General features: G+C 65.4%; 18 protein-coding genes. 8 read left to right on the forward strand and 10 right to left on the reverse strand.

Translation table 11 applies throughout. The features are described from left to right. Positions 1–9: 9 nt before the first annotated feature. From SR858_RS06320 to SR858_RS06330, 3 genes are read left to right on the forward strand one after another with little or no spacing between them, the layout of a single operon-like run. Positions 10–345, forward strand: coding sequence for a YbaB/EbfC family nucleoid-associated protein (locus tag SR858_RS06320; protein ID WP_019922569.1), 336 nt, complete (start codon positions 10–12; stop codon positions 343–345). A 12-nt stretch (positions 346–357) separates the two neighbouring features. Continuing rightward, positions 358–948 (forward strand): recombination mediator RecR, encoded by a 591-nt coding sequence (gene recR / locus SR858_RS06325; protein ID WP_019922568.1) that lies wholly within the window; start codon positions 358–360, stop codon positions 946–948. Then, positions 945–2,171, forward strand: coding sequence for a CaiB/BaiF CoA transferase family protein (locus tag SR858_RS06330; protein WP_019922567.1), 1,227 nt, complete (start codon positions 945–947; stop codon positions 2,169–2,171). The genes recR and SR858_RS06330 overlap by 4 nt, the downstream gene beginning before the upstream one ends. Here the strand turns inward: SR858_RS06330 and SR858_RS06335 are convergent. The 3 genes from SR858_RS06335 to SR858_RS06345 form a co-directional block, all read right to left on the reverse strand. Beyond that, complete coding sequence (locus SR858_RS06335; protein ID WP_019922566.1) at positions 2,123–3,202, reverse strand: hypothetical protein; 1,080 nt, start codon at positions 3,200–3,202, stop codon at positions 2,123–2,125. The two genes, SR858_RS06330 and SR858_RS06335, sit on opposite strands and share 49 nt — an antisense overlap. 226 nt (positions 3,203–3,428) lie before the next feature. Beyond that, the gene (locus SR858_RS06340; protein WP_019922565.1) at positions 3,429–5,588 is read right to left on the reverse strand and encodes a putative bifunctional diguanylate cyclase/phosphodiesterase; all 2,160 of its coding nucleotides are present in this window, start codon (positions 5,586–5,588) and stop codon (positions 3,429–3,431) included. 1 nt (position 5,589) lies between these two features. Beyond that, positions 5,590–8,829, reverse strand: coding sequence for a response regulator (locus tag SR858_RS06345; RefSeq protein WP_019922564.1), 3,240 nt, complete (start codon positions 8,827–8,829; stop codon positions 5,590–5,592). A 174-nt stretch (positions 8,830–9,003) separates the two neighbouring features. Between SR858_RS06345 and SR858_RS06350 the strand changes: the two genes are divergently transcribed. Continuing rightward, positions 9,004–10,209 (forward strand): glycosyltransferase, encoded by a 1,206-nt coding sequence (locus tag SR858_RS06350; RefSeq protein ID WP_154819955.1) that lies wholly within the window; start codon positions 9,004–9,006, stop codon positions 10,207–10,209. A 66-nt stretch (positions 10,210–10,275) separates the two neighbouring features. Here the strand turns inward: SR858_RS06350 and SR858_RS06355 are convergent, their stop codons facing one another. The 6 genes from SR858_RS06355 to SR858_RS06380 all read right to left on the reverse strand — a co-directional run bounded on the left by SR858_RS06355 (position 10,276) and on the right by SR858_RS06380 (position 16,616). Beyond that, complete coding sequence (locus tag SR858_RS06355; protein ID WP_019922562.1) at positions 10,276–11,256, reverse strand: PEP-CTERM sorting domain-containing protein; 981 nt, start codon at positions 11,254–11,256, stop codon at positions 10,276–10,278. Between the two features lie 146 nt (positions 11,257–11,402). After that, positions 11,403–12,083, reverse strand: coding sequence for an acyltransferase (locus SR858_RS06360; RefSeq protein ID WP_026637413.1), 681 nt, complete (start codon positions 12,081–12,083; stop codon positions 11,403–11,405). Between the two features lie 84 nt (positions 12,084–12,167). After that, entirely contained in the window at positions 12,168–13,253 is a 1,086-nt protein-coding gene (locus SR858_RS06365; protein WP_019922560.1) for a nitroreductase family protein, read from the reverse strand. After that, positions 13,250–14,119 (reverse strand): ThiF family adenylyltransferase, encoded by an 870-nt coding sequence (locus tag SR858_RS06370; protein ID WP_019922559.1) that lies wholly within the window; start codon positions 14,117–14,119, stop codon positions 13,250–13,252. Before SR858_RS06370 ends, SR858_RS06365 begins: the two co-directional genes overlap by 4 nt. Before the next feature lie 218 nt (positions 14,120–14,337). After that, the gene (locus SR858_RS06375; RefSeq protein WP_019922558.1) at positions 14,338–14,538 is read right to left on the reverse strand and encodes a YbdD/YjiX family protein; all 201 of its coding nucleotides are present in this window, start codon (positions 14,536–14,538) and stop codon (positions 14,338–14,340) included. Continuing rightward, positions 14,538–16,616: a carbon starvation CstA family protein gene (locus tag SR858_RS06380; RefSeq protein ID WP_019922557.1), complete on the reverse strand. Its 2,079-nt coding sequence runs from the start codon at positions 16,614–16,616 to the stop codon at positions 14,538–14,540. Before SR858_RS06380 ends, SR858_RS06375 begins: the two co-directional genes overlap by 1 nt. Before the next feature lie 186 nt (positions 16,617–16,802). Between SR858_RS06380 and SR858_RS06385 the strand changes: the two genes are divergently transcribed. The 4 genes from SR858_RS06385 (at position 16,803) to SR858_RS06400 (ending at position 22,290) form a co-directional block, all read left to right on the forward strand. Beyond that, on the forward strand, positions 16,803–18,164 hold the full coding sequence (locus tag SR858_RS06385; RefSeq protein WP_019922556.1) for a cache domain-containing protein: 1,362 nt from the start codon (positions 16,803–16,805) through the stop codon (positions 18,162–18,164). 6 nt (positions 18,165–18,170) lie between these two features. Continuing rightward, positions 18,171–18,788: a response regulator gene (locus tag SR858_RS06390; RefSeq protein ID WP_152881485.1), complete on the forward strand. Its 618-nt coding sequence runs from the start codon at positions 18,171–18,173 to the stop codon at positions 18,786–18,788. Positions 18,789–19,021: 233 nt separating this feature from the next. Beyond that, positions 19,022–20,200 carry an EAL and HDOD domain-containing protein gene (locus SR858_RS06395; RefSeq protein ID WP_019922554.1) on the forward strand — a complete coding sequence of 393 codons (1,179 nt, stop codon included), beginning with the start codon at positions 19,022–19,024 and terminating at the stop codon, positions 20,198–20,200. Between the two features lie 5 nt (positions 20,201–20,205). Then, complete coding sequence (locus SR858_RS06400; protein ID WP_019922553.1) at positions 20,206–22,290, forward strand: putative bifunctional diguanylate cyclase/phosphodiesterase; 2,085 nt, start codon at positions 20,206–20,208, stop codon at positions 22,288–22,290. A gap of 76 nt (positions 22,291–22,366) precedes the next feature. Here SR858_RS06400 and SR858_RS06405 read toward each other — a convergent pair whose 3' ends face one another. Next, entirely contained in the window at positions 22,367–24,490 is a 2,124-nt protein-coding gene (locus SR858_RS06405; protein WP_019922552.1) for a TonB-dependent siderophore receptor, read from the reverse strand. Positions 24,491–24,540: the final 50 nt, after the last annotated feature.

Genomic DNA, 24,540 nt, shown 5'->3' on the forward strand with positions numbered 1-24,540 from the left:
AGACCTATCATGATGAAGAACCAAATCGCAGGCTTGATGAAGCAAGCCCAGGCCATGCAGGACAATATGAAAAAGGCGCAGGACGAGCTGGCCAATATCGAAGTCGAAGGCCAGTCGGGCGCCGGCCTGGTCAAGATCGTGATGACCTGCAAGAACGACGTCAAGCGCGTGTCGATCGACCCGTCGCTGCTGGCCGACGACAAGGACATGCTGGAAGACCTGGTCGCCGCCGCCTTCAACGACGCCGTGCGCAAGGCGGAAGCCACCTCGGCCGAGAAAATGAGCGGCATGACCGCCGGCATGAACATCCCCGGCTTGCCAGCCGGCTTCAAGATGCCTTTCTAAGCCAGCACCTGCATGTCCAGATCGCTGGAATTCCTGACCGAGGCGCTGCGCCGTTTACCCGGCGTCGGCCCGAAGTCGGCGCAGCGGATGGCGTTCCACCTGCTGCAGCACGACCGCGAAGGCGCGGACATGCTCTCGCGCGCATTGCACCAGGCCGTCAACGCCGTGCATCACTGCGCGCTGTGTAACACCTTTACCGAAGATGACGTCTGCGACCTGTGCATGGACGACGCGCGCGATCGCCGCCTGCTGTGCGTGGTGGAAACGCCGGCCGACCAGCTGATGATCGAGCAGACGCTCACCTATAAAGGCCTGTACTTCGTGCTGATGGGGCGGCTCTCGCCGCTCGACGGCATCGGCCCCAAGGACATCCACCTGGAAAAGCTGATCGCCCGCGCGGCGGACGGCCTGGTCACCGAAGTGGTGCTGGCCACCAATTTCACCAACGAAGGCGAAGCGACCGCCCACTACATCAGCGAAATGCTCAAGGCGCGCGGGCTGCAGGTAAGCCGGCTGGCGCGCGGCGTGCCGATGGGCGGCGAACTCGAATACGTGGACGCCGGCACCATCGCCCGCGCCATGCTGGACCGAAGGACGACATGAGTGACAAGCAAACGGCCGCCACGGCATTACCGCTGGCAGGCATCAAGGTACTGGAACTGGGCACGCTGATCGCGGGCCCTTTTTGTGGGCGCATGCTGGCCGAGTTCGGCGCCGAGGTGATCAAGATCGAGGCGCCCGGCGACGGCGACCCGATCCGCAAGTGGCGCGTGCTCAAGGACGGCACGTCGCTGTGGTGGTCGGTGCAGGCGCGTAACAAGAAATCGCTGACGCTGAACATGAAGGACGCGCGCGGCCGCGCCATCGCGCGCCAGCTGGCGCTCGAGGCCGACATCATCGTCGAGAACTACCGCCCTGGCGTGCTGGAAAAATGGGAGCTCGGCTACGAGCAACTGAAGTCGCTTAACCCCGCCACCATCATGGTGCGGCTGTCGGGCTTTGGCCAGACCGGTCCCATGAAGGATTTGCCGGGCTTTGGCGCCATCGGCGAATCGATGGGCGGGCTGCGTTACGTGAGCGGCCATGCCGACCGTCCGCCGGTGCGGGTGGGCGTGTCGATCGGCGATTCGGTGGCGGCCCTGCACGGCGTGATCGGCGCCATGATAGCGCTGCGCCACCGCGATGTGACCGGCGGCAAGCTCAAAGGCGAAGGCCAGATGGTCGATGTGGCGCTGTACGAATCGGTGTTCAACCTGATGGAATCCCTGGTGCCCGAGTTCGACCACGCGGGCGTGGTACGCGAACGCACCGGCGGCGCTTTGCCCGGCATCGTGCCATCGAATACCTACACCACCCGCGACGGCGAGAATATCGTCATTGCCGGTAACGGCGATGCGATTTTCAAGCGCCTGATGCTGGCCATGGGCCGCATCGACCTGGCTGGCGACGCCCAGCTGGCGCGCAACGACGGCCGCGTGCAGCGCACCGAAGAAATCGACGCCGCCATCCAGGCCTGGTGCGACACCCACGATATCGACAGTGCGCTGGCCGTGCTGCAGGCGGCGGACGTACCGGCCGGAAAAATCTACTCGGTGCGCGACATGATGACCGACCCGCAATTTCTCGCGCGCGAGATGTTCGAGCAGCACCAGTTTGCCGACGGCACGCCAATCAAGCTGCCGGCCATTTCACCGAAGCTGTCGGCCACCCCGGGCCGCACCCAGTGGATCGGACCAAGCCTGGGCCAGCACAACGACGAAGTACTGCGCACGCTCGGCTATGACGATGAAGAGATCGCCGCCATGCGGAAGGACGGCGTGCTGTAACCGCCGGTCCCGGCATACAGCATGGCCACCTCGATGCGGGCGCTGGCATGGTCATCGCGGAAGTGGCAGCTGGCCGCACCGTGCGCCAGGCGCGCATCGAACAGCACTGCGCGGTTTTGCCGGTAGGGGATGTGGCGCGTGCGGCCCTCCTGGTCGCGGATCACCAGGCCGCCCTCGGCCTGGTCGAGATTGGCCGTATCGGGCGTGAGCCATAGCTGCACCTTCAATCCCTCGACCGCCCCGTGCAGCGACTCGCCTGGCAGGCGCGGCGGGTGCTTGCCCGCCCGCACTCCCAGCAATTGCCGGTCATCGGCAAACACGCCATGCGCCACCTGCACCAGCAGCGGACAATTGAAGCCATGGTCGTAGGTGGCGGCCAGCCGGCCATGGCCTTGTTCGCCGAACCAGATCGTCGATTGCACGCAGAAGCGCCACAGCTCGTCCAATGCATGTGGTGACAAAAAATCGTCGATGACAACGATGCCATGGGCTGGTGGGGGCCGCCGCGCGGCAGCCAGCGCATGGCTGGAAAAAGCTTGCGCCACGCACGGGGTGGGGCGCAGGTGGATAATGCGGTCGTAGGCTTCGTCGATGGCGTCCTGTTCATCTGTGCTGAGCAGGTCGTGGCGTTCCAGGCGCGATTCGAGCCGGGCCGCCAGGCGCCGGTAGCGGGCGATAATGGGCGGGAAGGCGTCGCCCAGCACGCCCAGCTGGTGCAGATAGGCCAGTTGCGCCGCATCGTGATGCAGGCGGTGGCTGCTGACGGCAACATCGGCAAGCGGCAGCAGGCGATCGGCCAGCATGCCCGGGTACCAGCGGCTGCCGCGGCGCAGCGCCGTGTGCATGGCGTGGTAGCCGGCCGCCAGCTGATGCTGGCGTGCGCGCGTCGCCTGGCGCGACAGCGAGGCCAGCGCAGCCAGTGCTCCCGGCGCATCGTCCGCATGGCGCGCGTGCCAGAATACAAAAGCTTCCTCGAAGCGGTGGCGTTCGATCAGCGCGGTGGCGAAGTTGGCGGCAGGGTTGGCGGACATGGTGGGGAGAAGATGGGGAGAAGATGGCGAGAAGATGGCGACAAGACGGCGAGAAGATGGCAACAAGACGGCGACAAGACGGGCTGGCGTGGCGATCAGCTCATCTTATGCGGTGGCGCAGGCCGCCCTCTGCGCTGCCTCAATGCGCGGCGCGGAACCAATCGCGCCGCTGATAGTCACCGGGCAGCGGAGTCGCGGGACAGCAGGACAGCGGTCCCTTCGCTGCTCACGGTGTGGCGCTGTCCGGCGCGGCGCCGCCGCCCAGCATCCGGACGATGGTTTCCGGCGGCGACGGCCGGCCCAGGTGGTAGCCTTGGGCCAGGTCGCAGCCGTATTCTTCCAGCAGCATCAGTTGCTCAACGGTTTCCACGCCCTCGGCCACCACGGCCAGCTTGAGGCCGTGCGCCATGGCGATGATGGCGCGCGTGATGGCGGCGTTTTCGGAGTCTTGCGGCAGGCCGCTGATGAAACTCTTGTCGATCTTCAGGGCGCGCACATTGAAGCGTTTCAGATAGTTCATCGACGAGTAGCCGGTGCCGAAGTCATCGATCGACAGGTACACGCCGATGCCGCGCAACTGCTCCAGCGTGACCATGGTGGCGCGGGCGTCATCCATCAGCGTGCCTTCGGTCAGTTCCAGTTCCAGCAGGTGGGCCGGTAATCCCGTGTCGTGCAGGGCCGAAAGCACGATCTGGGTCAGGTTCTCGTCCTTGAACTGCTTGGCCGACAGGTTGACCGCCACCCGCAGTGTGCGCTGCCCCGGCGCCTGCCACGCCATGGCCTGGCGGCAGGCGGTGCGCAGCACCCACTCGCCGATCGGCACGATCAGGCCGGTTTCCTCGGCCAGCGGGATGAACTCGGTGGGCGAGATGATGCCGCGCTCGGGATGGCGCCAGCGCACCAGCGCTTCCACGCCCACGATGCTGGTGCTGGCCACGGCGATCTGCGGCTGGTACAGCAGGTACAGCTCGTCGTTCTGCAAGGCCTTGCGCAGGCCCACTTCGAGCTGCACGTGGCTCATGATCTGCATCGTCAGCGACGAGCTGTAGAGCTTGGCGTTGTTCTTGCCGCAGCTCTTGGCGTGGTACATCGCGGTGTCGGCGAACTTGAGCAGCGAGCTGCAATCCTCGCCGTCTTCCGGGTACAGCGAAATGCCGATGCTGGCAGTGACAAAAATCTCGTGGTCGTCGATCTGGAACGGCCGCCGCATGGCTTCCTTCACGCGGTGCGCCACGTTGAGGGCGTTTTCCACGCGCTCGAGGTCCGGGATCAGGATCGTGAATTCGTCGCCGCCCAGGCGCGCCAGGTTGTTGATGCCGACCTCGGTGCGCGAGACCAGGTCGCTGGGCCGCGTGGTTTCGCGCAGCCGCTCCGAGACCGCCATCAGCAAGTGGTCGCCGACGTCGTGGCCCAGCGTGTCGTTGATGCGTTTGAAGGCGTCGAGGTCCATGAACAGTACCGCGAACTTCTTGTTGCCCTTGCGCGAACGGACCAGTTCGGCCTCCAGCGTTTCCAGGAAGGCCTGGCGGTTGGGGATGCCGGTGAGGCTGTCGCAATAGGCCAGGCGGCGGATCTGCTCCTCGGTGCGCTTGCGCTCGCTGATATCGCGCACCAGGCCCAGCACTTCGCTGGGGCCGGTGGCTACCAGCCGCGCTTCGAAGTGGCGTACCGGCGGCGGTACCGCGTGTTCGCCATGGCGCGCGCGCAGCGGTGCGCCGCCGCCGGTGACGGGCAGCTCGTAGTCGAGCGAGCTGATGCGCTGGGTGTCGAGCACGGCGCGCACCTTGTCCAGCATGCGGCGGGCAATGTCGGGCGGCAGCACGTCGTTCAGATGGCGGCCCACGCACAGGTCGCTGGAGAAGACGTCGCTGGCCTCATGGCCCTGTTCGTAGTCGAGGTAGTAGCCGTCCTTGTTCATGCGGAAAAAGGTATCGGGGATGGCGGCCAGGACGGCGCGGTGCTGGGCGTCAGCAATGCGCAGGCGGGTGATCGCATCGGACGCGCGCAGCACGTACAGCACGCGGTGGCCGAGGATGGGCCAGTTGATCGGCTTGGAGACGAAATCGGTGGCGCCCGCTTCATAGGCCTTGGTGACCGATTCGAGCTCGTCGCCGCCGGTCACCATGATGATGGGCGCGACCGGGTGGATTTCCAGGCGGCGGATTTCGCGGCAGACCGTAAAGCCGTCCATGCCGGGCATTTCCACGTCGAGCAGCACCAGGTCGGGCGCCAGTTCCTGGTAGCGCGCCAGCGCTTGCACGCCGTCCACTGCTTCCACCGCGTCCAGGTCCACCTGGGCCAGCATTTCCAGCATCAGCAGGCGCATCACGGGATCGTCGTCGGCCACCAGGACCAGGCCGCGCGTACGGGGTGGGGGAGTCGCCATATCAGGTTTCCTTTTCCAGCAAAGCGCCCAATGCCTGCCGCACGGCCTGGAAAGATCGTTCCATGTCCGCCAGCAGCTCGGCGGCGCCGGCGGTGGTGTTGTTGCGGCCCAGTTGTTCCAGGTCCTTGCAGCGTTGCGACAGGGCCAGCGCGCCGACATTGGCGCTGCTGCTTTTAAGCGTGTGCGCGGTCTTGCGCAACTGGTCGGTGTTGCCGGCGGCAATCGCGGTGTGCAGCGCTTGCAGGTGCGGCGGGGTGTCGGCCAGGTAGGCGTGCAGCACGCGTTCGAGCAGGGCCTCGCCGTTGCTGGCGCTCAGTGCGCGAATATTGGCCAGCGCCTGGGTGCTGATCGCGTTGTCGCCGGCAGGGCTGGCCGGCACGGGCACCGTCAAAGAAACCGCGTGCGGGGCCTGGGCCGGCATTGGCACTGGCGCAGGCGCGGGGAGCGGCAGCGAGGCCGGCTGGAGTGTTGGGGCGTCGGCCTCCTGCGCCGCCAGCAGGCCTGGCGCCAGGCGCGGCAGGGTGATCCAGCGGGCGATGGTCTGGCCCAGCGCCTGCTGGGTGAACGGCTTGCTCAGGTAGTCGTCCATGCCGGCCGCCAGGCACGCCTCGCGGTCGCCCTGCAGGGCGTTGGCGGTAATCGCAATAATGGGCAAGGTGCGGGCGTGGCCGTGCTGCTGTTCGCGGCGGCGAATTTCGGTGGTGGCGGCAAAGCCGTCCATGACCGGCATCTGGCAATCCATCAGCACCAGGTCGAAGTCGTCCGACTGCAAGCTGTGCAATGCCTCCTCGCCGTTGCAGGCGCGGCTCACTTCCAGGCCCAGGCTCTCGAGCATGGCGCTGGCCACCTCGACGTTGACCGGATTGTCTTCGGCCAGCAAGACCTTGCGGCCCCGGCGCGCGCGCGGCGGCGGGCCGGAAGTGCTCAATGCCGTCACCGGCGGCGCGGCCGGCGCCACGGCGGCAGGCAGCGGCGGCAGCATGGCGTGCAAGTTCGCGGGCGAATAGGTGGGCGAATCGGCGGGCGAATAGATGGACGAATTGGCGGGCGAATTTACGAGCAAATTGACGGACGCATGCGCGGGGCCGTGCGCCGGTGCATGGACAGGCGCAGGCGCCGGCCTGGGTGCAGGCATATCGGCAGGCATACGGGCTGGAAGATGCGCCGGTGCGCCGGACGGGAGACTGCGGATTGCCAATGGCGCGGCGCCAGCGCGGGTCAGCAGGCAGTAGTGCAGATCGCATTCGCGCGGTGGCTTGATCAGCTGGAAGGCGACCCCGGCAGCACGTTGCTGAACGCGGTCGGCGGCATCGCGCTCCGTGCTCAGCAACATGATTCGCAGACCGGCCAGGTCCGGTTCGGCGTGGATTGCCGCCGCCAGCGCCAGGCCGCTGGTACGCGGCAGCGCCATGTCGAGCAGCACGAGGTTGTAGGGCTGGCCATCGGCTGCCGCCTGGCGCAGGCGGGGCAGGGAGTCGGTGGCGGTGCTGGCGGCGGTAGGGACGCGCCAGGTCGCCAGCAGGCGTTCCAGCTCGCCTCTGCTGGTGGGGTTGTCATCGACGATCAAGGTACGGATTCCGTGGGAGGTATGGATGGGATCGTCGGTATCGACGCGCGGCTTGTCGAAATGTACGGCGAACCAGAAGATCGAACCTTGCGTCAACGCATGATCGACGCCTATCGTGCCACCCATCAGCTCCACCAGCTGCTTCGAGATCGCCAGGCCCAGGCCGGTACCGCCGTGCTTGCGCGTGGTCGAGCCATCGGCCTGCGAGAACGAATCGAAGATGCGTCCGCGCGCCTCGTTGGAGACGCCGATGCCGGTGTCGTGCACCTCAAAGCGCAAGGTCACGCGCTGGGCGTCCTCGGCCGCTACCGCCACCTTGACCATGATCTCGCCGCTGTCGGTAAATTTGACAGCATTGCCCAGCAAATTGAACAGTACCTGGCGCAGCCGGTTGGGGTCGCCGCTGATGGCAACCGGGATGTCGCACGCCACGTTCAGTTCCAGCCGCAGGCCCTTGGCCTGGGCCTGGGGCGAGAACACGTGCTCGATATCGTCGAGCAGGTCGCGGAAATTGAACTGGATGTATTCGACCGTCAGCTTGCCGGCCTCGATCTTGGAAAAGTCGAGGATGTCGTTGATGATCACCAGCAGGTGCTCGCCGGAGCGCTTGACCATGCTGGTGTAGTGGCGCTGCTGCTCGGACAGGCGCGTGGCCAGCAGCAGCTCCGTCATGCCCAGCACGCCGTTCATCGGCGTGCGGATTTCATGGCTCATGGTGGCCAGGAAGGCGCTCTTCGCCTGGCTGGCGGCCTCGGCCGCGTTCTTGGCCTTTTCCAGCTGCTCGGTGCGCACGCCCACCTGGCGTTCGAGCTGGTCGCGGTACTGGGCCAGGGCGCCGTCGCGCGCCTCCACCTGGGCCAGCATGTCGTTAAAGCTGTCGATCAGCGCGCCGAGGTCGTCGCCACGCTGGTGCACGATGCGCAGTGTGGGCTGGCCGCGGCTGACCTGCTGCGCGGCCGCGATCAGGCGCGCCACCGGCTCGGTCACGCTGCCACGCGAACGGGCCGCGACCAGCAGCGCTGTCATAAAAGCGAGCACGGCCGCAACGCAGGCGGCGCCCAGGCTTTTCAGGATCTCGAACCACATCGGCAAGGCGCTGCGTTCGAGCATGATCACACCGGCCGGCTCGCCGCGGATGACGAAGGGCCACATCACGCTGTTGACCGGTTGCCAGAGCGGGCTGGTGCCGAGGCTGTCGTCCGGCGTGACGGTAGCGGTTGCCGGCAAGGTGGCAGCCGATGGCGCGCCGGGGCGCGCAGGCTCATCCGATGTCGCTGCAGCAGCAGCCTGCACGGCAACGGCGAGGTGAGCGGACAGTACGTCCGCCGGCAGCACGTCCGGCGCCGCCTGGCCCGGCCGCAAACGTGGCGAGCTGTAGCGCGCCAGCAGCGCACCGTCGCGGTCGTACACGGCTGCTTGCAAGATATCGTGATCATGGCCCAGCGCCTGCAATTGCTGCGCGACCTGCTTGGCGTTGACGCGCCTGACTGCGCCATCGCCGCTGGAACTGATCACCGCCGCCAGCGTGGCCAGTCGGTCGCGCTCGACTTCCTGGCCGTGCAGCACCGAGGTGGCGGCAAACGTGAAGAACACCAGCAGCAGTGCGCTGCCGGTCGAGAACATGGAAAGGATGGTCAGGCGCTGGCTCAGGCCGGAACGTTCATGGTTGGACATCGCGGTGGAACCCTCCAACGGTGGACGCCGAAATCGTCGGCACGGGCGGGCTCATCACTAGTGCCAGTAGGAAAAATATAGGCTTGAGGTCAGAACGATATTGATCTATATCTAAACAGGGCACGTTTGCGCTATCTCAAACAACACAGGCAAAGGCAACGCAAGCTGATGACGATGGAACGACACAAAATCCTGTTCATGGCCGAGGCCGTAACCCTGGCGCACGTGGGCCGCCCGCTGGCGCTGGCGCAAGCGCTGGATCCTGCCCGCTACGCGGTGGACGTGGCGTGCGCGTCCGGCTACGACATGTTTTTCAAGGGCAGCAATATCGATCCCTTGCGTCTGCACAGCATTTCCAGCGAGCGCTTTCTGGCCGCGCTGGCGGCGGGCAAGCCGGTGTACGATGCAGCCACTTTGCAACAGTACGTGGCCGATGATTTGCGCGTGCTCGGGGCGGTGCAGCCGCAGGTGGTGGTGGGCGATTTCAGGTTGTCGCTGTCGGTGAGCGCACGGCTGGCCGGCATCCCATACATCAGCCTGATCAACGCCTACTGGAGTCCCTACGCGCGCCAGCATTACCAAGTGCCGGCGCTGCCGCTGGCGCGCGTGCTGCCCATTGCGCTGGCCGATCGCCTGTTCCGGCTGGTACAGCCGCTGGCGTTCGCCTTGCACAGCCAGCCGCTCAACCGGGTGCGGCGCGCGCACGGGCTGCCGTCGCTGGGGACGGATTTGCGGCGCGTGTACACCGACGCCGACCACGTGCTGTATGCCGATATTCCGCAGATGTTTCCCTCGAATGATTTGCCATCCTCTCACGCTTACATGGGGGCGGTCACCTGGTCGCCACCCACGCCGCTGCCGGCGTGGTGGGACGAGCTTGATGCCGGGCCACCGGTCGTGTACGTGACACTGGGCAGTTCGGGCGCGGGCCAGGTGTTGCCGCTTGTGTTGCAGGCGCTGGCGTCGTTGCCGGTGACGGTGATTGCCGCCACGGCCGGCGGCGCCAGCCCGCAGGCGGTGCCGGCCAATGCGCGGGTGGCGCCGTACCTGCCGGGCGCGGCAGCGGCGCGGCGCGCGCAACTGGTGGTGTGCAACGGCGGCAGTCCCACGTGCCAGCAGGCGCTGGTGGCAGGCGTACCGGTGCTGGGCATAGCCGGCAATCTCGACCAGTACCTGAACATGGCGGGCGTGCTGTCCTGCGGCGCCGGGCGCTTGCTGCGTTCCGACCGCTTGACCGAAGCGGCCGTGCGCGCCGCAGCGCTGGCGCTGCTGAGCCAGTCCGAGCCGCGTGCGGCAGCGCTGCGGCTGGCGGGACACTTTGCCGGTTACGACGCGGGCAGGCAACTGGCGTCGTTGCTGGACCGGTTGCGAGTCCCATAAAAAAGGGCGGACCAGGCTGGCGCCCGATCCGCCCAACGCAGCCGCTGGCACGGCTTGAAAACTATATTAGGCTGGGCACAGGCCGGCGCCATCGGCGGTGTTTATGCCCTTGGCGCCGGCTTTGCGGCGCGTTAGCGCCAGTCCGGCAAAGCCCAGGCCCATGATGGCCAGCGTGGCCGGTTCGGGCACGGCCAGCGCGGCAAAGGTTTGCGACGAATCGACCTTCAGGAACGGCACCGTGGTGGGCGTGCTGCCGTCCCACATCATGGTGGGGGTGAAGAACGATGGCACGTTGGTGGTGCCGGTGGTCTTGTCCTGGAAGATCGAGCCGGTGACGATGTCGAGGTAGTTCGCATCGACGTAGTCGATCACGAAGCGGGCATCGAACGACCCGGTGCCGACCGCGCCGGTGGCCGTGAAGCTGGCGTCGTTGAACACCAGGTGGCCCGACAGGATGATGATGCCGTCGCCGTCCGGGTCGCCGGGCGCCGTGCCGCAGCCGGCCGAGGTGGAGCCGGTGCCATAGCAGGCCACGGAGCCTACGCCATTGCCGGGCACGGACTTGCTGCTGCCGGCGCCGGGCGTGATCTGGTCGAAATAAATGGCCAGGTTTTGCACGCCGGCACGCAGCGGATCGACGTCCATGGCGGCCGATTGCGATGGCGGCAGGGTGAAGTGCGCGGTGGTAGGCGTCTGCAAATCGACCAGCTCCTGGAAGCGCACGACCTTGCTGATTTCGAACGTCTGGTTGAGGCCGGGCGGGGTGACGATGGCCGGGATATTACTGTTGGACATGGTGCCAACCACCATTTGCGAGCGCAGCTCGGTCAGGTACGGTGCGGCGCCGCCGGGGCCGACCGTGATGCCGGGAATGAAGCCGGTGGCCAGGCCGGTATCGGTGACGTTGGTCCACAGGTCGGCATAGACGCTGTAGTTGCCGGTGCCGGTCGGATCGAACCCGACCACCGGGCCGGCGCTGGCGGTGAGCGGGGCGGCCAGTGCGGCCGCGATCGTTGCGGCGGCCAGCGCGGTTTTGCATGTTTTCATGGTTGCTCCCAGAGGTAGGTGGCACCCGGAAATCGGGACCATGCCAGCTCTTGAGCAAAAGCCTTGCCAGTGCTTGTGATCGCCGTGGAATCAAGCACTTGCGCGTGCGCGGCGCGTTTTAATACGATGCAGTGTAAAAAATTCCGTCACGCTTCAACCGGCGCGGCAGGTGCAGCCTTGAGGCGCCGCGCCGGGATGCCACCCCACACCTCGCCCGCAGCGATCCGCGTGTCCTTGGTCACCACCGCGCCGGCCGAGACAATGGCATGGTCGCCGATATGCACACCGGCCATGATGACTGCCGTGGCGCCGATGGTGACGGTGTTGCCGATGACGACGGCCTTGAGTTCGAGCCGCTCGCCTTCGATCACGTGGGCGAAGATCACGGCGTCGTGGCCGATGATGGTGTTGCTGCCGATGCGCGTGAGCGGCGGGTCGAGCAGCGCGCCGGCGCTGTAGGTATTGGTGCCCAGCCGCGCGCCCAGCGCCAGGTACACCAGCCGCATCAGCGGCACCGGCACCACGTGCGACCGCACCAGCGAGTTGAACAGCAGCAGGTAGAACAGCATGTTGACGTTGGCGATGAGCTCGTGTTGCGAACCCGGCGCCACGTCGCCTTCGCGCAGCGGCAGCAACCGCAAGAACAGGCGGTATAACGCAAAGGCATACAGGTACAGCAGCAGCACGCCGGCCAGCACGACCAGCACGCCGCGAAAGTCGCCCAGCGGCAGCAGCGCCAACGCCGCTGCGCTGGCGACCGCCAGCGCCAGGCTCGCGCACAGCAGGCACAGGAACACAACGACATGATGGGAAGGAATCGCTCGCATGGTGGTCCGCTCGATGACAACTTGAAGATGGTGGCGCGCTAGTTATTGCTCGATACTTGCCGCGTGACGAACAGGTGTCGCTGGTTACGGCGCGATGATCAGCTCGGCCAGCGGCCGGCGCAGCGAGCGCGCCTGTGCCGGCGTCCCGGCGCCGATGCGCCCCATGAAGACGGCGCGCTCCCACACGGGCTTGCCCACCAGTTGCTCGGCCTCGCGCGACAGGGTGGCGGCGCGCTGCTGCATGCCGCGCGTGCCGGAGAACACCCGGCCGTCGCGCACGTACCGCGAGAAAATCAGCGGCGTCAGTTCCGGTTGCAGCTGCAGGCCCAGCGACGTGGCCGTGAGCCAGAAGCGCTGCATGGCGCGCCCGGCAGCAAGGTAGTCGGCAACCCGGTGCGGACGATGGGGCGCCGCCAGCACGAAGTGGGCGGCGCAGGCCAGGCCGGGGATCAAATCCATCTGCAAACGCGGCGCCACCGTACCCGCCAGCCAGGTGTTAAAAAACTCGACACGGCGCCAGTCGTGCATTACCCAGCGCATCATTTTTGCCGTGAAGGGATCGACGCCGAGCGCGCGGTCGGGCATGCGGTCGGCGCTGTGGCGTGCATTCCATTCGATCACGGCCTGGTGCACCTGGTGCGCCTCGGGCATGGTCAGCCGCAGCTTGGCATTGCGGAACATCAAGCCGGCCGCAGCCGTGCGCTGCTTTCCTTCCAGCCAGGTGACCTCGTAGCCGGCCGGCAGCGTGGCGGTCAGTGCCGTCTTTTCGCTGGTCGTGAGCGCGCGCCGGCTCAGCGGCAGCCGCTGCACGCTGCGCGCCAGGATGTGCGCTGCCAGCGGATCGGGCGCCAGTGCCGCATCGTCGCTGAATTCGACGGTGAGGGTGGGGCGGTGGGCCGGCGCATCCACGTGGGGAAAGATGCGGGTGGCCAGACCGAATGTGCTGGCGGCAATCGCCATGGTCTCGAGCAGGGCGCCGATCGAGATCTGGCTCGGGTGGCCGTCGAGGTCATACACGCAATGGTCGCGCGTGTCGTGGCCGTGCACGACCAGCCGGCGCGCATCGAGTATTTCGAAACGCCACGGCTGGGTATTATCGCCGCTGGGCGCCCAGCGCGCCAGGTCAAGGATTTTTTCCAGCGTCGGATCAAGCTGGCGCGGCGGCTTCATGAGGTTGCCTCAACCATCCGCCGGCGCGCCAGCATCATCGCAATGCGCTGCAACGGATGGCGGTTGCCGCCGGGGCGGTAGGTGCGCGTAAGTTTGTTGCGGTAGGCGTCGAACTGGTAGCCGTACGGCGCGGCCAGCACCTCGCCCCGGTTGAGGAGGATTTTCAATGCCTCGGTGGCGGCCGCGCCGGCGCACAGCTCGCATCCCATGATGGTCGATGGACCGCGCTTTTCTGCCAGGTTGATGGTGGACGGATCGACCAGGTAGTCGCCATGCAGGCCGGCCGGCGCCAGGCCGATCAGGAAGCGCAGCGCCTTTTCGCGCTCGGACAGGTCACCCCAGCAAAAATATTCCTCGAACGTCATCTGGCCCGGCAGGAAGCTGAGCACGGCCGTGCCCATGCCGAGCGGGGCGGCGGTAATGGCGGGAATGTGGCGCGCCGCGCAGGCGGCAAAGGTGGCCTGGCGCGCCTCGAAGGCAAAGAAATCGAGGCCATCGACATACAGGTCCACCCCCAGCAAAAACTTGAGCAGGTTGTCGCCGGTGACGCCGTCGGTAAAGCTGACAATGTTGAGCTCGGGATTGATATCGCGCGCCATGCGCACCAGCACCTCGGCCTTGGGCTGGCCCAGCGTGGAGACGGTAGCGCCCACCTGGCGATTGAAATTGGCGACATCGAAGGTATCGAAATCGGCGACGTGAAAATTGCCGATGCCCAGGCGCGCCAGCGTGAGCAAATGCACGCCGCCAACACCGCCGAGCCCGGCAATTGCCACGCGCTTGTCGCGCAACACCGATTGCTCGGCATGGGTGACCCAGCCGATGTTACGGGCAAAGGCGTTGTCGTAGGAAAATGAGGATGTCATGTGTCTCCCGGAAGTGGCCATCTGTGCGGCTGAGCTTATTTGACGACCAGTGCGTCAAAAAGTTCCCGGGGAAACGAAAAAATAATGGGCCGTCATCCCCGCGTACGCGGGGATCCATAGACAGTGGGTGATAACAGCTTCGTTCAACGCTACCCCAATGTTGCCGTTCCATGGATTCCCGCCTACGCGGGAATGACGGAGCCGGGGGCGTGCAGGCGTCAACAACAACCGCCGCGCTTGCCGGCGCCGCCGTAGCGGGCTTCCTGCCGCTCCTTGAAAAACTCCTCGTACGTCATCACCGGTTCGCCCGGATGGGTCACCTCCCGGTGGCTGACATACGTGTCGTAATCAGGCAAGCCCATCATCAGGCGCATGCTCTGCCCGAGGTAACGGCCGGCCTTGGCAATGTCGCCTAACATCACTGCACCTTGGCGAAGACCAACGGGCTTTCGTTGACCGTCGGCTGGCTGCTGGCGCGCGCCTTGAGCACGGTGCGGATGCCGAACACCAGCACGCTCAGCACGACGATCACGAAGAAGCCGGCCAGGCCCGCGTCGAGGTAGTCGTTGAAGACCACCTGCTGCATCTGCGCCATCGACTTGGCCGGGGCCAGGATCTTGCCTTCATCAATCGCTGCCTGGTACTTCGAGGCATGCGCCAGGAAACCGATTTTCGGATCGGCATGGAACATTTTCTGCCAGCCTGCGGTCAGCGTGCAGAGCAGCAGCCAGATGGTCGGCACGATGGTTACCCATGCGTATTTGCCGCGCTTCATCTTGAACAGCACGCAGGTACCCAGCATCAGCGCGATGGCTGCCAGCATCTGGTTGGCGATACCGAACAGCGGCCACAAGGTGTTGATGCCACCGAGCGGATCGACCACGCCCTGGTACAGGAAGTAGCCCCACGCCGCCACGCACAGGCCGGTGGCGACCAGGTTGGCAAACGTGTTTTCGGTCTGCTTCATGGCCGGTACGAACGCGCCCATCAGATCTTGCAGCATGAAGCGGCCGGCGCGGGTGCCGGCATCGACGGCGGTGAGGATGAACAGTGCCTCGAACAGGATCGCGAAGTGGTACCAGAACGCCATCATGGCCTGGCCGCCGATCACGCTCGACAGGATGTGGGCCATGCCCACCGCCAGGGTCGGCGCGCCACCGGCGCGCGAGATGATGCTGTGCTCGCCAACGTCCTTGGCGGTTTGCACCAGCATTTCCGGCGTCACGTAGAAGCCCCATTGCGAAATGGCGGCAGCGGCGGACTCTGGCGTGGTGCCGATCAGCGCCGCCGGGCTGTTCATGGCGAAGTAAATGCCGGGCTCGATGGTCGAGGCGGCGACCAGCGCCATGATGGCCACGAACGATTCCATCAGCATGGCGCCGTAGCCGATGTAGCGGGCATGGGTTTCGTTTTCGATCATCTTGGGCGTGGTGCCCGAGGCGATCAGCGCGTGGAAGCCGGACACGGCGCCGCAAGCGATGGTGATGAACAGGAACGGGAATAAAGTACCCGACCAGACCGGGCCGGTGCCGTCGATGAACTTGGTCATGGCCGGCATTTTCAGGTAAGGGGCCACCACGATGATGCCCACGGCCAGGCCGACAATGGTGCCGATCTTGAGGAAGGTGGACAGGTAGTCACGTGGCGCGAGCAGCAGCCACACCGGCAGGACCGACGCCACGAAGCCGTAGCCGATCAGCATCCAGGTCAGCTCGGTGCCGGTGAAATCGAACATCGGCGCCAGGGCAGGGTGTTCCTGCACGTACTGGCCGCCGAAGATGGCCGCCATCAGCAGGACAAAACCGATGATCGACACTTCGCCGATGCGGCCCACGCGGATAAAGCGCGAGTACACGCCCATGAACAGCGCGATCGGGATGGTGGCAATCACCGTGAAGCTGCCCCACGGCGAATGCGTCAGGGCTTTTACCACGATCAGGGCCAGCACGGCCAGGATGATCACCATGATCATGAAGGTGCCGAGCAAGGCGATCATGCCGGGAATCTGGCCCAGTTCGGATTTGATCAGGTCGCCCAGCGAGCGGCCGTCGCGGCGCATGGAAATGAACAGGATAATAAAATCCTGCACCGCGCCGGCAAACACCACGCCGGCCAGGATCCACAGCATGCCGGGCAGGTAGCCCATCTGCGCGGCCAGGACTGGCCCGACCAGCGGACCGGCGCCGGCAATGGCGGCAAAGTGGTGACCGAACAGCACGTTCTTGTTGGTGGGGACGTAGTCGAGGCCGTCATTGAGGCGTTGCGCCGGCGTCAGTCGCCTGGCGTCGAGCCCGAGCACGTTCTTGGCAATGTACAGGCTGTAATAACGATAAGCGATCAGATAGACGCACACGGCGGCAATCACGATCCAGATGGCGCTGATCGACTCGCCGCGCTTCAAGGCAATAAAGCCCAGTGCGGAAGCGCCGAGCAAGGCGACGACGGCCCAGCCCAGCTTGGCGCCGAGTGTCTGGGGTGCGGTTGGAACAGGTGTCATGCTTCCTCCAAGGATGGGGGCTGCTCTTGCCAATTCGGCATCGCGGCAGCTTATGGCGAGTATTCACGAATTACATAATTGAAGCAAGCGCAGGATTACGCAGCTGTGTTGCGTATTTCTACGTAGGGGTGCGGGCGCGGGGAGGCGTAAAATCTCGTCTATACAAAATTCGATGGGAATACCCTCATGAAGTTGCGGCAAAAAGTCATCTTCCTGGCCATTACGCCGCTGATTTTCGCCCTGTGCGCCATCGCACTGGCGGTGCAGCACCAGTCCGCCTTGCTGGCCCAGCAACAGCGCGACACCATCCAGCAAGCCTACCTGAGCAGCAAGGAGGCCGAACTCAAGCACTACGTGGCGCTGGCCACCCATTCCATCTCGCACCTGTACAACTCGGGCCGCAACGACGAGGCCACCCGCAACGAAGCCAAGCGCATCCTCGAATCGCTCAGCTACGGCGACGATGGCTATTTCTTCCTCTACGATATGCAGGGCAATACCCTGATGCACCCGCGCCAGCCCGACCTGGTGGGCAAAAACCTGTTCGAGATGCGCGATGCGCTGGGCCGCCCGACGATCCAGAACCTGCTGCAACGCGCGCGCAAAGGTGGCGGGCTGGAGCGCTACATGTGGGTCAAGCCCTCGACCCAGCAAGCCGTGGCCAAGCTCGGCTACGTGATCGCCATGCCGAACTGGGGCTGGATGATGGGCACCGGCATTTATCTCGACGACGTCGATCGGGCGCTGGCGCAGATCGACACCCAGCAGTCCGGCAACATCCACAACACCATGCTGTGGATTGCCCTGATCGCGATTGCCGCCGCGCTGGTGGTGGCCGGCGCCGGGCTGGCCCTGAACGTCAGCGAACACCGCGTGGCCGACGCCAAGCTCAAGGTGCTGGCGCAGCGCGTGGTGGAGTCGCAGGAAGAAGAACGGGCCCGGCTGTCGCGCGACCTGCACGATGGCATCAGCCAGTGGCTCGTTTCCATCAAGCTGCAGATCGAGGCCGGCATGATCCGGCTGGCGTCGCCGAAACCCGAGCAGCGCCAGGCCGCCACCGCCGTGTTCGAGCACGCGGCCGACCAATTGAGCAACGTGATGGGCGAGGTGCGCCGCATTTCCCACAACCTGCGCCCGGCCATCCTGGATGACCTGGGCCTGGCCGCCGCACTGCACCACCTGGGCCAGGAGTACACGCTCAGCTCGGGAACCCCGGTACACTTCGATACCACGGGCGCGGTCGATGCCCTGTCGGACGTGGCCAATACCGTGCTGTTCCGGGTGGCGCAGGAAGCGCTCACCAACATCGAACGCCACGCCGGCGCCAGGCACATCGGCATCCGCCTGACCGGTACCGCCGCCGGGGTAAGCTTGCGCATCAGCGACGACGGCAACGGTTTTGATGCGGAAAGCATCGCGCTGCACCCCAAGCACGGCATCGGCCTGCGCAATATGATGGAACGGATGGACGCCATCGGCGGCCGTTTCGAGATCGTGTCGTCCACCGAAGGCACCGTCCTCACGGCTTACGCCGCCTATAACAGCTAAATGACTATGACAACACCTATCAAAATCCTGCTGGTCGATGACCACCCCCTGGTACGCGACGGCCTGCGCGCCCGCCTGGAGGCAATGCCGCAATTCGAGGTAGTGGCCGAAGCCGGCGGCGCCGCCGAAGCACTGGAGCAGGCGGGCCGCCACGCCATCGACCTGGTCCTCATGGACATCAATATGCGCGGCGCCAACGGCATCGAAGCGACCGCCCAGTTCAAGCAGGCATTCCCCCGCATCGCCGTGCTGATCCTGTCCATGCACGACAAGCTCGAATACGTGTCGCAGGCGATCCAGGCCGGTGCGCGCGGCTATGTACTGAAAGATGCGCCGGGCAAGGACATCGTGGTGGCGATCGAAACCGTGATGTCGGGCGGAATTTATTACAGCGCCGCGCTGGCGCGCCAGCTGGCCCAGCCGCAGAACCAGGACAACCAGCTGACGTCGCGCGAGCACGAAGTGCTGCGCCATATCGCCAACGGCGAATCGAACAAGCAGATCGCCCGCGCGCTCGACTTGTCGGTGCGCACCGTGGAAACCCACCGCCTCAACATCAAGCGCAAGCTGGGCATCGAAGGGCAGGCGGAATTGATACGCTTTGCCGTGCAGCACGCACAATAGTGTCGGGCTATTTGTAAGCATGCAACACTTTAGAGTCACTTTCCTAATAGTATTAAGCTCTTTCTAATATTTCGTGTTTCTGGGGCAATATCTGCTATATTCGGACTGCTTGGAAAAGAGCAATTGTGTAAAAATATAAAATGTTTTCTATCCTGTAAGTTGGCTCACTACTCGTCATATGGCACATCGCACAGGGTCCGAACAACGCGCGCCGAACCTTCAAAGAGAACTTGATGTCTGCGCCTGAAAATAAATCGTTCCCACTCGCGGAACTCCAGGCAGTGTCCGACGCCCGCTACGCCTGGGTGGCGCTGGTGCTCACCCCTGCCGGGCACGACGGTGCCGAAGTTACCGACCCGTTCCAGGACGCACTGATCCTGCTCAAAACCCCGGCCGTGTTCGACCTGCTGGCGCCGCTCGACGTGGTGGTGCCGGTGGCCGCGCCAGCCCGGCTGGAACTGTCGCAACTGTCCACCTTGCCGCCCAATCGCGTGATCCTGCGCGTGCCGGCTGCTGCCTGCGTCGATCCGGCGGTACAGAAAAAACTGGCCACCCTGGCCGACGCCGGCTACCGCACCATGACCGACGGCGTGGCGCCGGGCTCGGCCGCCACCCTGTGCAGCGCCCGTTCGCTGATGGTCGATGCTTCCGTGGACTTGCCGCCGGTGGTAGCCCTGATCGGCCAGCCTGGCCCGCACCTGGCCACCAATATGCCCAGCGAAGCGCGTATCGTGGTCTGCGCCCAAGCGGGTTTCAGCTGGTTCATGGGAGACTTTGCCAGCAACCCGGACCACGACAACGCTGGCGACGGCACCTCGCGCAAGCGCCTGCTGGCGCTGCTGGGCTTGCTGGCGCGCGATGCCGATACGCGCGAGCTCGAAGTGCTGCTCAAACAGGATCCGTCGCTGTCGTACCACCTGTTAAAACTGGTCAACTCGGCCGCGTTCGCGCTCAGTTCGCCAGTGCACAGCTTCAGCCAGGCCATCAACGTGCTGGGCCGGCGCCAGTTGCAGCGCTGGCTGCAACTGCTGCTGTACGCGCGCCAGCAGGACGATGGCCTGCCCAACCCGCTGCTGCCGCTGGCCGCCGTGCGCGCCGCGCAAATGGAAGCGCTGGTGCGCGCCCAGGGCGGCGACCGCGACCGGCAGGACATGGCGTTCGTCGCCGGCGTGTTCTCGCTGCTGGACCGCTTGCTCGGCATGGAGATGACCGAAATCGTCGCCGCCCTCAGCCTGGACCTGGACGTGGTGATGGCCTTGCTCGACCGCGCCGGCCCGCTGGGCGAACTGCTCAAGCTGGTGGAAGGCCACGACCGCGCCGCGCTGGCCCAGGCCGGCATCGACGCCGAAACATACTGGCAGACCCAGCTAGAAGCCCACCAGTGGGCGCTGCAGGTCAGCCGGAGCCTGTAACGACCATGCGCAGCCACCCCGTCACGGATTTCATCGCCAACAGCGCCGCCCTCTGCGACGCCGTGCTGCGGCTGCGTGGCCACGCGCTGGTGGAGGAACTGGGACGCATCGTGCGCAGCGTGACCGGCAGTCCGCTCGGCGAATATTTGCCGGCCGAAGCTGCGTCGCTGCTGGCCAAGCTGCCGGCGCCCGAAATCCACGCCGCCAACGACGCGCCGGTGCCCACGCTCACCCAGGACATCTGGTTCGACAGCAAGTACTTCGGCCGCTTCACCGTCTCGGGCCGCCTCGACTACAGCGACCTCGACCGCCAGCACCTGGCCAGCCTGGCCACGCTGGCCGGCAGCGTGCTGCAAGTGCACTCGCTGGCCCAGCGCAGTACCCACGCGTACAGCCAGGTGGAAGCGAAGTTGCAGCACCAGGCCCAGATCCTCGACCATATCCACGAATCGGTGGTGACGATGGACATGAGCGGCTTCATCCTTAGCTGGAACAAGGGCGCCGAACGGCTGTTCGGCTACACCGCCGTGGAAGCGTTGGGCCGCAACATCCTGTTCCTGTACGAAGACGAAGACATGGGCTTCGACGACCCGTTCGTGGAGCAGGGCGGGCGCCTAATGGAAGTGCGCCGCAAAAAGAAATCGGGCGAGGTGTTCTGGGCCAGCCTGTCGCTGTCGCCGCTGTGCGACGGCAACAGCCGCTCGGTCGGCCTGATCGCGTACCTGACCGACATCACCGAACGCAAGATGGCGGAAGAACGCATCCACCACCTGGCCTATTACGACGCGCTGACCAACCTGCCCAACCGCACCTTGCTGACCAAGCTGGTGGACCAGGCGCTGATGGTGGCCCAGCGCGGCCGCCTGCACGGCTGCGTGCTGTTCATCGACCTCAACCGTTTTAAGTTGATCAACGACACGCTGGGCCGCAAGATCGGCGACGCGCTGCTGTGCGAAGTGGCGCGCCGCTTCCGCACCGTGCTGCGCGACCAGGACCTGGTGGCCCGCCTCGGCGGCGACGAATTTGCCGTGGGCCTGTTCGACATCGGCCAGCATTTCGAAGCGAGCATGGTGGCGCAAAAGCTGCTGGCCACGCTCAACACCCCGATCATCATCGACGGCCACGACCTGCGCGTGGGCGGCAGCGTCGGCATCAGCGTGTATCCGCAAGACGGCGACGATGCAGAAACCCTGTTGCGCCTGGCCGACATCGCCATGTACCGCGCCAAGCAGGAGGGCGGCAGCGACGGCGACCACGTGGCTTTCTACAGCCAGGACATGAACCAGGGCATGCAGGAACGCATGCGCATCGAAACCGGCCTGCGCGCCGCGCTCGGCAACGGCGAACTGCTGCTGCACTACCAGCCCAAGTTCTGCATCGAGAACGGCAGGATCATCGGCGCCGAAGCGCTGGTGCGCTGGCGCCACCCGGTGCGCGGCCTGGTGCCGCCGTCCGAATTCATCCCGCTGGCCGAATCGACCGGCCTGGTGGTGCAAGTGGGGGAGTGGGTGCTGGAAGCGGCTTGCGCCCAGGCCAAGCAATGGAAAGACGCCGGCCTGCCGCCGATCCGGCTGGCAGTCAACGTCTCCGCGCGCGAATTCACGTCATCGTTGCCGGGCCGGGTGCAGGACACGCTGGACCGCTACGGCCTGGAGCCTACCTGGCTGGAACTGGAAATCACCGAAAGCACGCTGATGCACAACATCGACCGCGTGATCGGCATCATGGACCGCATCACCGCCATCGGCGTGACGCTCTCGCTCGACGACTTCGGCACCGGCTACTCGAGCCTGTCGTACCTGAAACGCTTCCCGATCGACACCCTGAAAATCGACCGGTCGTTCACCATCGGCCTGCCGAGCGACGCCAACGACTGCGCCATCGCCAACACCATCATCAGCATCGCCCAGCAGCTCAAGCACAAGGTGATCGCCGAAGGCGTGGAAACCGTGGAGCAGCTGGCCTTCCTGAAAAACAGCGGCTGCGACGAAGTGCAGGGATATTTGTTTGCCAAGCCGCTGGAGGCGGACGCCTTCGAGCAGGCGCTGCGCGAGAACTGGGCGCCGGGCCACGCCACGCGCGCTGCCTGAACCGGCGTCGCGCTGACGGCGCTGCGCCACCGGGTCGGCAGCGCTGGCGACAGATAACCTTCTTGCGCGCCTTTCGTTACAGGTCCACTTTCATGCTCAGCTTGATCAGGCGCGGCGCACCGGCCGCCAGCCGGGTGCCGGCGCCGGCCCAGTACTGCTTGTCGCCCAGGTTTTCCACGTTGACCTGCCACGTGGTCTGCCGGCCCATCACCTGGTTGACGTAACGTGCGCCAGCGCTGAACAGCGTCACGCCGCCCAGGAATGCCTGGTTCAAATCGTTGACCGGGCGCGCACTGTAGTAATACGCGCCGCCATTGAGCGACAGGCCGGGCACGGTATCGAACGCGTACGACAGGAAGGCGCTGGCCGTGCGCTTGGACGCATTTTCCGGCGCCTTGCCGTTGTATTCGGCGGTCGTGTGTTCGAACTGCGGGTTGAGCAACTGGCCCGACGTCTGCCACGACAACTGGCGCGTGAGCTTGCCTTGGGTGGAAATTTCCAGGCCCTGGTAATGCTGCTCGCCGTCAGCCACAAAATAGTTGGCGGCGTTGGTGTAATAGCCGGGGCGGCTGATGTCGAACAGTGCGGCCGACACCAGCGTGCCGTTGGCGGTCAGCCAGCGCGCGCCGAGTTCCTTCTGCTTGCTCACCCCGGGCGCCATCTTGACGCTCTGGTTGACGGTGCCGGTAGGGCCGGTTTCGCCTTCCTCCAGGCCGCGCGCGGCGGACGCGTAGAACGACAGCTGCAGCGACAGTTTATAGATCAGCGACACCATCGGCGTGGTCTTGCTCACGTCGTAGTGGGTAGAACCCTGGTCGCTCCGGTACGACGAGTGACGCACGCCCAGCACGCTTTGCCATTGCGGCGAGAACTCGATGCGGTCGAGCGCATAAATACCCTTGTCGCTTGTTTTCAGCGCAGCCGTGGTCGGCGTGGCGGGCCTGGCGCCGAACACCACGCTCGAGAGCGGAATCGTCACCGGGTTGTACAGGTTTTGCGACGCGATCGTGTAGTTGCTCTGGTAGATCGGGTCCTGGGTTTTTTCAGTGCGGGCAACGCCCACCGTCAGCTCGTGCTTGAGCGGACCGGTCCGGAGATTACCCACCACCTCGGCGCGCAGCAGGTCGGACCCGGTGACGCTGTGCTGCATATTGCCGGTAATGCGGCCGGCGCCGGTGGCCAGTGCGGCAGCGTTATTCAGGCGGAAGATCGGCAGCGTGCGGTCGCGCGCCGTTTGCGAGTGGCCGGCCTCCACGGTCACGGCCCAGCCGTCGGCCAGCGCATAGTCGGCGCGCAGCTGGGCATTGTTGGTCGTGGCCTCGAAGCGGGCCCAGTCCGGACCGATCAGCGCCTTCGGATCGACCGCGCGCGGCAGCGTGATCACGCCATTGACAGCGGCAGGCAGCGCCACGCCGGCCTGCTCCGTCACGCGGCGCTGGTCATGTTCGAGATCGGCCTTGAGCAGCAGGCGGTTGTTCACGCGCCAGTCCAGCGCGGCCGAGACAAACTTGCGATTGCCATTGCCCACGTCGCGCAGGTACGAGCCCAGCGTGCCACCGGCAGCATTGATGCGCACGCCAAACTGCTGCTGATCGCCAAAGCGGCGGCCCACATCGGCATTGGCCACCGCCGTACCGTTCTGGTCTACCGTCAGGCCCACGCTGGTCACCGGCGTACCGCCCGCGCGCTTGGTGACAAAGTTGACCACGCCGGCCGGCGACGTAAAGCCGTAGTACAGGGCGGACGCGCCCTTGAGCACTTCCACGCGCTCCTTGTTTTCCATAGCCACTTGCGAGAAGTTCATGATCGGCATGGATCCGTTCAGGCGGTAATTGGTACGGTTTTCCACCGCGATGCCGCGAATGACCAGCTGGTCCCAGGTGTCACCGCCGTTTTGCTGGCGCGTGACGCCAGCGGTATTGCGCACCGCATCGTACAAGCCGCCCATTGCCTGCAGATCGATCAGCTCGCGCGTGACCACGTTGACGGTGGAAGGCACGTCCATGATGTTCGAGCCGCGAAAGCTGCCGGCCTCGGTGGTGGTCGGCAGCAAGCCGTCTGCGCGGGCGCCGGTGATCTGCACCGCCTGCAACACCTGCACGTCGTCCGGTTGCGCTTGCGCCATTGCGAGGCCGGGCAGGCAGGCCAGGGGCAGGGCGTGGGTGAGCAGGAAGTAGCGAGGGCGGCTGGTAGGTGTCATGGTTGTCTTGAGGAGAGCTAGGTCAGGTGCGCATGGTATAGAAAATGAGA

Source organism: Duganella zoogloeoides, from assembly GCF_034479515.1.
Classification (GTDB): Bacteria; Pseudomonadota; Gammaproteobacteria; order Burkholderiales; family Burkholderiaceae_D; genus Rugamonas; species Rugamonas zoogloeoides.

Coding starts and splice junctions, on each gene's coding strand:
- SR858_RS06320 (WP_019922569.1), top strand. CDS start 10: ATGATGAAGAACCAAATCGCAGGCTTGATGAAGCAAGCCCAGGCCATG.
- recR (WP_019922568.1), top strand. CDS start 358: ATGTCCAGATCGCTGGAATTCCTGACCGAGGCGCTGCGCCGTTTACCC.
- SR858_RS06330 (WP_019922567.1), top strand. CDS start 945: ATGAGTGACAAGCAAACGGCCGCCACGGCATTACCGCTGGCAGGCATC.
- SR858_RS06335 (WP_019922566.1), bottom strand. CDS start 3,202: ATGTCCGCCAACCCTGCCGCCAACTTCGCCACCGCGCTGATCGAACGC.
- SR858_RS06340 (WP_019922565.1), bottom strand. CDS start 5,588: ATGGCGACTCCCCCACCCCGTACGCGCGGCCTGGTCCTGGTGGCCGAC.
- SR858_RS06345 (WP_019922564.1), bottom strand. CDS start 8,829: ATGTCCAACCATGAACGTTCCGGCCTGAGCCAGCGCCTGACCATCCTT.
- SR858_RS06350 (WP_154819955.1), top strand. CDS start 9,004: ATGGAACGACACAAAATCCTGTTCATGGCCGAGGCCGTAACCCTGGCG.
- SR858_RS06355 (WP_019922562.1), bottom strand. CDS start 11,256: ATGAAAACATGCAAAACCGCGCTGGCCGCCGCAACGATCGCGGCCGCA.
- SR858_RS06360 (WP_026637413.1), bottom strand. CDS start 12,083: ATGCGAGCGATTCCTTCCCATCATGTCGTTGTGTTCCTGTGCCTGCTG.
- SR858_RS06365 (WP_019922560.1), bottom strand. CDS start 13,253: ATGAAGCCGCCGCGCCAGCTTGATCCGACGCTGGAAAAAATCCTTGAC.
- SR858_RS06370 (WP_019922559.1), bottom strand. CDS start 14,119: ATGACATCCTCATTTTCCTACGACAACGCCTTTGCCCGTAACATCGGC.
- SR858_RS06375 (WP_019922558.1), bottom strand. CDS start 14,538: ATGTTAGGCGACATTGCCAAGGCCGGCCGTTACCTCGGGCAGAGCATG.
- SR858_RS06380 (WP_019922557.1), bottom strand. CDS start 16,616: ATGACACCTGTTCCAACCGCACCCCAGACACTCGGCGCCAAGCTGGGC.
- SR858_RS06385 (WP_019922556.1), top strand. CDS start 16,803: ATGAAGTTGCGGCAAAAAGTCATCTTCCTGGCCATTACGCCGCTGATT.
- SR858_RS06390 (WP_152881485.1), top strand. CDS start 18,171: ATGACAACACCTATCAAAATCCTGCTGGTCGATGACCACCCCCTGGTA.
- SR858_RS06395 (WP_019922554.1), top strand. CDS start 19,022: ATGTCTGCGCCTGAAAATAAATCGTTCCCACTCGCGGAACTCCAGGCA.
- SR858_RS06400 (WP_019922553.1), top strand. CDS start 20,206: ATGCGCAGCCACCCCGTCACGGATTTCATCGCCAACAGCGCCGCCCTC.
- SR858_RS06405 (WP_019922552.1), bottom strand. CDS start 24,490: ATGACACCTACCAGCCGCCCTCGCTACTTCCTGCTCACCCACGCCCTG.